Annotated in this window: 7 protein-coding genes; all 7 read right to left on the bottom strand. The window is 41.7% G+C overall.

The window, feature by feature from the left end; translation table 11 throughout:
- Positions 1 to 104: 104 nt before the first annotated feature.
- The 7 genes from greA to HT671_RS07750 all read right to left on the bottom strand — a co-directional run bounded on the left by greA (position 105) and on the right by HT671_RS07750 (position 8,401).
- The gene (greA, locus tag HT671_RS07780; RefSeq protein WP_000818760.1) at positions 105 to 587 is read right to left on the bottom strand and encodes a transcription elongation factor GreA; all 483 of its coding nucleotides are present in this window, start codon (positions 585 to 587) and stop codon (positions 105 to 107) included.
- 61 nt (positions 588 to 648) lie between these two features.
- Positions 649 to 2,250: an endolytic transglycosylase MltG gene (gene mltG / locus HT671_RS07775; protein WP_001291668.1), complete on the bottom strand. Its 1,602-nt coding sequence runs from the start codon at positions 2,248 to 2,250 to the stop codon at positions 649 to 651.
- An 80-nt stretch (positions 2,251 to 2,330) separates the two neighbouring features.
- The gene (locus tag HT671_RS07770; protein WP_000702440.1) at positions 2,331 to 2,825 is read right to left on the bottom strand and encodes a GNAT family N-acetyltransferase; all 495 of its coding nucleotides are present in this window, start codon (positions 2,823 to 2,825) and stop codon (positions 2,331 to 2,333) included.
- Positions 2,822 to 3,283 carry a GNAT family N-acetyltransferase gene (locus tag HT671_RS07765; protein ID WP_000405299.1) on the bottom strand — a complete coding sequence of 154 codons (462 nt, stop codon included), beginning with the start codon at positions 3,281 to 3,283 and terminating at the stop codon, positions 2,822 to 2,824. The genes HT671_RS07770 and HT671_RS07765 overlap by 4 nt, the downstream gene beginning before the upstream one ends.
- A 9-nt stretch (positions 3,284 to 3,292) precedes the next feature.
- Positions 3,293 to 4,627, bottom strand: a complete 1,335-nt coding sequence (gene murC, locus HT671_RS07760; protein WP_001127123.1) for a UDP-N-acetylmuramate--L-alanine ligase — start codon at positions 4,625 to 4,627, stop codon at positions 3,293 to 3,295.
- 10 nt (positions 4,628 to 4,637) lie between these two features.
- The gene (locus HT671_RS07755; RefSeq protein WP_138703117.1) at positions 4,638 to 5,255 is read right to left on the bottom strand and encodes a cystathionine gamma-synthase; all 618 of its coding nucleotides are present in this window, start codon (positions 5,253 to 5,255) and stop codon (positions 4,638 to 4,640) included.
- 47 nt (positions 5,256 to 5,302) lie between these two features.
- Positions 5,303 to 8,401 (bottom strand): DEAD/DEAH box helicase, encoded by a 3,099-nt coding sequence (locus HT671_RS07750; protein WP_001096284.1) that lies wholly within the window; start codon positions 8,399 to 8,401, stop codon positions 5,303 to 5,305.
- Positions 8,402 to 8,436 lie beyond the last annotated feature (35 nt).

Raw genomic sequence — 8,436 nt, 5'->3', positions numbered from 1 at the left:
TACGGCAAGGCGACGCTGACGTGGTTTGAAGAGATTTTCGAAGAGTAGCAAAATGGAAAAAGGAGTGAGTGAAGTACATCGCCTCCCCACTCCTTTTTCTGTTTTTAGGCTGTTTTTTCAACCTTCAAGATTTTTACATCATAGCTACCAACAGGCGTTTCAATGGTTGCTGTATCACCTGTTTTCTTGCCAATCAAGGCTTGTCCAATTGGGCTTTCATTTGAAACTTTACCTGCAAAGGCATCCGCACCCGCTGAACCTACGATAATATAAACTTCTTCTTCGTCCTCACCAATTTCTTGGATGGTGACTGTTTTACCAATCGCTACTTCGTCCTGGGCAACTGCGTCGCTATTGACGATTTCAGCATAGCGGATTTTTGTTTCTAAGCTAGAGATTTGTCCTTCGACAAAGGCTTGTTCATCCTTAGCTGCTTCGTACTCACTGTTTTCTGAAAGGTCACCGTATGAACGGGCAATCTTAATGCGTTCTACCACTTCTGGTCGACGAACCAATTTCAATTCTTCTAATTCTTTTTCAAGTTTTTCCTTTTCCTCAAGGGTCATAGGATATGTTTTTTCTGCCATTTTTCTCAACTTTCTTCTAATAATATTTTCTAAAGAAAATTATGTGAAGTATCACATAATTTTAGTTTGTTTGGTTTAATTTGCTGTTGACATGTTCAGCGACATTGCGATCGTGGTCTTCTTGATTATTAGCATAGTAGACCTTGCCTTCTGTGACATCTGCTACAAAGTAGAGGTTATCGCTCTTAGTTTGATTGATGCTTGACTCAATCGCATCCAGACTTGGACTATCGACTGGACCAGGCATGAGACCTACATTTTTATAAACATTATAAGGTGAATCAATGTTGGTATCAATCGCAACATCCTCAGCTAAGCTGATATTTTGCCCCAGTTTTCCTTGGGCATACAAGATTGCAATATTACTTTGAAGTGGCATATCACGATTCAAACGATTGTAGAATACACCTGCAATGAGCTTACGATCTTCTGTCTTGGCACCTTCTTTTTCGACCAAGGAAGCAATGGTCAACAACTCATTGACAGTCAAGTTTTTAGATTTGATAGTACTATAGTAAGGAGATAGGTTCTTATCCATAGCAGCTAACATCTCATCAATCAAGCTCTCAACAGTTGTGCTTTCCTTGATAGAATAAGTAGCTGGGAAAAGGTATCCTTCCAAACGATAACGCGCACCACTATCTTTTGCAGGCAAACTTTCCAATAAAGTAGGATATTTGGCTACTGCTTGACTGATAAACGTCTCATCTTGAACTTTTGCCAAGAAAGCCTCCGCTGTCAAAGACTCTTTGAAGTCACCTTCCAATTGACCCACAGCTTGTGCAATCTGATCCAAGGTATAACCTTCTGGAATTGTCAAAGTCGCAAGTACAGGTTCTTGCGGTTCATCTGTTCCACCTTTTTGCAACTCTTTGAGTAAGTCTTCTGTACTCATACTCTTTTGCAAATTGTAGTAACCCGCTTTCAAGTCGGTATAATTTTTATACTTGGCATAAAAGCTAAAAATCAGACCATGCTTTACCAAACCAGCTTTTTCAAGCGTCGTACCGATTTCTTGAACGTTTGAACCTTCTGGAATTCCAACCGTCACATATTTCTTAGAATTAGCATCGATAGGTAACAAAGAATCTAGCACGTACTGGTAACCAAAGTAACCACCTGCTGAGAGCAAGGCAAGGAATACAAGGAATGAAATCACAAAAGCTTTCACATGTGACTTCTTCTCTTTCTTAGACTTAACGGGTTTTGCTCCTTCTCTACGGCTACGACGTGGTGTATCGCTGATGATATCCACTGTTTCTGTAGCAGGCGTAGGTGTTTCTGGACCTGCTTGTTCTGCTTTTTTCTCTGCCGTCTTATAGGAAACAGCTACCCTTGTTGGGGTTTCATTGTATTCTCTTTCAAATTTCTTAGGTCTAACAGGACCTGGACCTGGTCCTGGTCTTGAACCACTTTCTTCCGCTGGAGAAGAAGGTACATCTTGACTTGGGTGAGTAGGCACGGTAGGAGCTTTTCTCATAATCTCCTCTACCGTTGACAAGGAATCAGCCATGAGTTCTTCAGCTGAAGGTTCATTTGCAGGAGTGCGAACTACTGCCTTATCTTCTTTCAGAACTTCATCATAGCCTTTTACTTTTTCTAAATCTCTCAGAATCTGCTCTTTAAAGCTTAATTTCTCTTCTTCTCTTGACTTTTCACTCAAAAGTTTTTCCTCCTTGTTGACAATCCATAATATTATATCTTAAAAGTCCAAGAAAAGCAACCTATGATACTTTTCCTAGCTTATTTTTTCGTTTCCCAAACCATATCATACCAGGTTTCCCCTGCAAAGGTTGACTGGGACAAGCCTTCATTGACAAATCCGTGCTTTTCATAGTAGGCGATGAGATAGTCATGACAGGTTAGGTTAATGCCATCTCTCTTATCTTCAAGAGCAACTTCTTTCAAGGCTATTAGTAATTTTTGTCCAAGTCCGAGGCCCTGTGCTTCTTTGGCAATAGAAAGACAGGTCACAGAGATATAACCACCAGGCTCATGACTATAGTCTTTTATTTCTTCTGTAAAGGACTGGTCTTGCAGATGGCGGTGTGGTCCAACTGGCCCTTCTATGTACCCCATGATTCTACCTACTTTTTCCGCAACCAGAAAAGAGGTCTGAATTTCTCGCAAATGCGATTCAAAAACAGATCGAGGAATAGCTTCTTCTACCGAGAAATTTTCTAGTTCAATCTCAACGATACGTTCTAAATCTTCTAATCTTGCTTGTCTGATCTTCATTGTACCTCCAGATAATAGGGATTAAACCAAATCATACTAAAACCCTGGCTAGTTTCATAAAGGGAAGTTTCTTCATCAATAAAACCGCTCATTTCAAAATAGGAAAGCAGCTCATCAGGACTCTTCAAACGAATCCCTTTGTAATCCAGCTCAACTGCCACCTCTTTCAAAGCCGCAAGAAGAAGTGTTCCCAATCCTTGTCTCTGATGGTCAGACTCAATGACTAAAGAATCTACTTTTAGACATTGCGGATTGTCTGACTGGGGACTTGATAGAATATAGCCTAAAAGTTGGTTTTCATCCCTAGCTAGAAGAAAGGTATCCGCACACTTACGGATACTTTCTTCTAAGATATGGGAAGGTTGCTGCTTTTCAGCCGGAAAAGACGAAGTTTGAAGTGCCTCTATCTCAGCCAAATCAGACTGACTTGCCTGAATGATCTTAATTGGAATTTCCATGAGAATAACCTATTGAACATTGCTTGTCAAGTTAGACAAGAGTCGTTCAAATGAATATTCATAGGTTTGGATATCTCCTGCTCCCATAAAGACATAGACAGCATTGTCATGGTCAAGGAGTGGTGAAACATTTTCAACAGTGATCACTTGGTGTTTCTTGTTGATTTTATTAGCTAGGTCTTCTACCTTGACATCTCCATGGTCTACCTCACGAGCTGACCCATAAATTTGCGCTAGGTAAACAGCATCTGCTTGGTTTAAAGCGTGGGCAAAGTCATCTAACAAGGCAATGGTTCTTGTAAAGGTATGCGGTTGGAAGACTGCTACAATTTCCTTGCTTGGGTATTTTTGACGAGCCGCATCCAAGGTCGCAATAATTTCTGTTGGATGGTGAGCAAAGTCATCGATAATCACTGTATCATTGACAATTTTCTCAGTGAAACGACGCTTAACACCAGCAAATGTTTTCAAGTGCTCACGCACCAGGTTCAAATCAAATCCTGCTGTGTAAAGAAGACCAATAACGGTTGTCGCATTCATGATATTGTGACGACCAAAGGTTGGGATGTGGAATTGCCCCAAGTCTTGTCCACGGAAATGAACGGTGAAGGTTGAACCAGTCGTAGAACGAAGAAGCTCACTAGCTACAAAGTCATTACCTTCTGCTTCAAAACCATAATAATAAATTGGTGCATCAGACGTAATTTTACGCAATTCTGCATCTTCACCATAGACAAAAAGACCCTTGGTAATTTGTTTAGCATAGTCGTTAAAAGCATTGAAAACATCCTCTAGACTTGTGAAATAGTCTGGATGGTCAAAGTCAATGTTGGTGATAATAGAGTATTCTGGGTGGTAAGGCATAAAGTGACGCTCATATTCGTCAGATTCAAAGACAAAATATTTGGCATTGGCCGAACCACGACCTGTCCCATCTCCAATCAAGAAGCTGGTGTCTGTGATGTGAGACAAGACGTGAGACAACATACCTGTCGTTGAAGTTTTTCCATGCGCTCCTGCTACTCCCATGCTAACAAAGTCACGCATAAAGCTACCTAGGAACTCATGGTAACGTTTGTAGCTGATACCATTTTGGTCTGCATAGGCAATTTCGACGTTGTTATCTGGACGAAAGGCATTTCCAGCGATAATTTCCATATCACCGTCTAGATTCTTTTCATCAAAAGGAAGAATAGTAATTCCTGCCTGCTCAAGACCACGTTGAGTAAAGTAGTACTTCTCAACATCTGATCCCTGTACCTTATGCCCCATTTGGTGCAACATCAAGGCCAAGGCACTCATCCCTGATCCCTTAATTCCGATAAAATGATATGTCTTTGGCATGTTTTCTCCCCTATTCTGTCATTCTGGTCAGATTCAACTCTTGGGCAACCCGACGTTCTTGTTCTGTTTGTTTACTTTTTTTATTGTAGATTTGGCTCTTCTTTAGAAAATCATAGTTGTTTTTCTTTGGAGCAGGTGCTGACACTTCTTCATTCTTGGTAGGGATAGAATGAACTTCTTCCGCCAAGATATAATGAGACTGGGTCAATTTTTGGCTATATTTGACAAATTCACCAGGATTTTCCTTTTGGAAAGGCGCTGTCGGTTGACTGCCCTGTCTAACAAGGCCTGATTTAAAATGACGTCTCGCACGGCTGAAATCCTGAGTTAGATAGTTAGCAGAGCGTTTCTTTTTCAAGTCTGCACGCGCTTCTTCACGCGCCACCTCCGCATAGCTCTTTCCTTCTTTTTTTACCCCTAAAGGAGCTTTTTTAGGTTTCTCGACTTGCTTTTCAATCGGTTTTACTGGCGCCTCTTCAGTAATAGGAGACCATTCTAAATAATTTTTATCTCGATACTCACCCTTGATATTACTGATCAGATCAGACTCATCGTACAAGTTCATGACTGGCATCTCAGTCAGCATGACCTCGTCATCTGACACCAATGGAAATCGTTCTTGTTTCATTTTCTATTTCCTTTCAACACTTCATTATAGCGTATTGTCTTGATTTTTCAAGTGCTGGCTTCAGAAATTCCCAAAATTTCTCTAATTTCTGCTAGGCTGAGACTGCCACGTGACTCTGTTCCATCCAATACTTGTGACACCAGATGTTTCTTTTGTTCTTGGAGTTCCTGAATTTTTTCTTCAATGGTTCCCCTGGTCACCAAGCGATAGACCTCAACCGTTTCTTCCTGACCCATCCGATGGGCACGGCCAATAGCTTGCGCTTCCACCGCAGGATTCCACCAAAGGTCAACCAAAATCACTGTATCAGCACCTGTCAGGTTCAGACCGACACCACCAGCCTTGAGGGAAATCAGAAAGGCATCTCTTTCCCCTTGGTTAAAGGCCTTGGTCATGTCTTGTCTTTCCTTGGCTGGAGTTGAACCTGTAATTTTAAAGGAAGTCATGCCCAAGTCTGGCAGTTCTTGTTCTATTTTCTCCAACATTCCCTTGAACTGAGAGAAAATCAAGACACGGTGTCCACCGTCTACCACCTGTACCAGCAGGTCTCGGAGACTATCCAGTTTGCCACTAGCTCCCTGATAATCCTCCATAAAGAGGGCAGGGGTGTCACAGATTTGGCGCAAGCGCATCAGACCAGACAAGATTTCCACACGACTTCGCTGAAATTCCTGATCTGATACTTGAGCCAATCTATCTCTCATCTGTTGCAACTGGGCTAGGTAGATAGCCTTTTGCTGGTCTTCCAGTTCATTCTTATAAACTACTTCTATTAAGTCTGGCAATTCGGTCAGAACTTCTTCTTTCTTGCGCCTCATCACGAAAGGCTTGATAAACTGAGCCACGCGTTCAGCTGGCAATTTCATAAATTCTTTCTTGCTTGGCAAAAGTCCTGGCATGACGATTTGGAAAATAGACCACAGCTCACCTAGATGGTTTTCAATCGGTGTCCCTGACAGAGCAAAAACTGACGGCACCACAAACTGTCTCAAGGTCTGGGCAATCTTGGTCTGGGCGTTCTTCATGACCTGAGCCTCATCTAAGAAAAGGAAGTCAAAGGCCATCCCCTGATAAAGCTCACTGTCCTGACGGAAGGTAGCATAGCTCGTCACATAGATTTGATGGCTTTCAGCAAGAATCTCCTCACGACTAGCTTTCAAACCATGAACAACAGCCACATCCAACTGTGGGGCAAATTTCTGAAACTCATCTGCCCAGTTGTAAATCAAACCTGACGGTGCTAAAATCAAGACTCGACTTTCTTTTGTCACTTGACTGGTCAAAAAAGCAATGGTCTGCAGGGTTTTACCAAGTCCCATATCGTCAGCCAAAATCCCACCAAAACCATAGTGATGGAGCATCTGTAGCCAGCTGATTCCCTTTTCCTGATAATCTCGTAAGTCAGCCTGAACCTGAGTTGCTTGTCTAGGGAAGTCCTCTGGATGCGTCAAATCGTGAGCCAGATTCTGGAATTCTTGTGAAAAAGAAACACGGTCACGTCCTTCAAAGAGATGAGCTAAACTATAAGCCAAGGATTTCCGAGCCTGCAAGGAGCCATCTTTTAATTCAAATTGCCCCAGCTCCTGTAGATTTTGACGAATTTTCTTGGTTTCTTCATCGAAAAAGTAGACTTTATTAGACGAATCAATATAAAAATCTCGATTATCAACCAAGGCCTGCATAGCTTGGTCAATTTCCTCTTGGGCTATATCTTGAAAATCAAATTGAATTTCCAAGAGACCTCCCTTGGAAGTAATCTGCACTTGAGGGCTTGCTAGACTATAAAACTCTTCTAACTTGTCTGATAAATCAACATTTCCAAGTTTTTCAAAGACTGGAATGATTTCATGGAAGAAATGATAGACAGACTCTGCTTTTAAGGCCTGACGCCAAGATTGAAAATCTGCTTCAAAGCCCGCAGCCAAACAGACTTGGAAAATTCTTTCTTCTAAGTCCGTGTCACTTGAAAATGGTAATTCTTCTAGCTCTTGTCGGCTAGATACCTGTCTATTTCCATAATCAAACTGAATTTCTAAACGAATCCGATTATCTTCTTCCCTGTCAAAGTAAAAAGAGGGCGCAAAAGTTTTGATTTGTAGACGTTCTGGAGCTGAAACGGTACCCATCTGGATAAAAAGAGTCAGACAGGAGGCCAATTTGTCTCGATCACTGCTATCAAATTGCAGGTATTTCTTTCCTTGTTGACCCACAGGTAACACTTTAATTTCCTTGAGAAGACGCATCTGCTGGTCTGTTAAAAAATAAACCTGACCTTTATGGAAAAGTACTGCTCCCTGATAAAAGACATTGACCCTAGGACTCTCACTGATTTCCATTTCAAAATAGTCCGAGTATTCTGTTACTGTAAAGGCAAATAGATTGGCATCAGCATGCATATCCTGAAAAAGCAGGGTTTGGTAGCTATCCACTTGATGGTCAAATTGAAAATGGGGCAAGGCCATCAGTAAATTCACACCCTGCTCAAAAAAGGTCAGAGGGAAAAAGAGGTGCCGACCTTGGTTTTGGAAAAAGAGGTCTGGAACCAGCCCTTCCTCCGTTAGTCCGTGCAAGAAAGTCAAAAGTTCTTGGCTGGCCTCATCAAAAGCTTCCCAAGAAAGAGACTCCTCATAAATCTTGCCAATCATATACGACTTTCTCTGCTCGACAATCCTTAAAAAAAGTGGAATATCCCGAATGACATAGTATTTTTGGCTATTGATTTGGCCGATTCTCAGAGTCCACAAGATATGATTGGTTCCTGCTTCCACCTGACCCACAGCTGATAACTCATAGGCGCATTCTGATTTTGGAGATAAAATTCGATCCAAAAACTTGCCACCCAAGGTCACCTTGGTTTCAACGGCCTCTTTTTCTTCATGACCTTCTTCCAGACTCCACAAGATTTCCTGACCACGCTCATCATTTTTCAGAAAATGCTCTAGCGCTGCCAAATGCACACAGTAGCCCCTCTTTTGAAAAAAATCACAGGCACAAAAAACCAAATCATCCTCTAAACTATAGCGCAGTTCTTCTTCTGCAACGCGAGCATAGAGCCGATTGTTCTTTTCCTTGATGATATCAACCTTACCAGTTTCATAAAGGGCAACACCTTCGATACGAACTTTCCCCGGAATCAATTTAGCCATATTTTCACCTTTACCTTATCTGTTTATTATACCAT

It is taken from the genome of Streptococcus sp. 2741, assembly GCF_013276315.1.
Taxonomy (GTDB): Bacteria; Bacillota; Bacilli; order Lactobacillales; family Streptococcaceae; genus Streptococcus; species Streptococcus pseudopneumoniae.
This window is presented reverse-complemented; position numbering and strand designations above follow the sequence as displayed.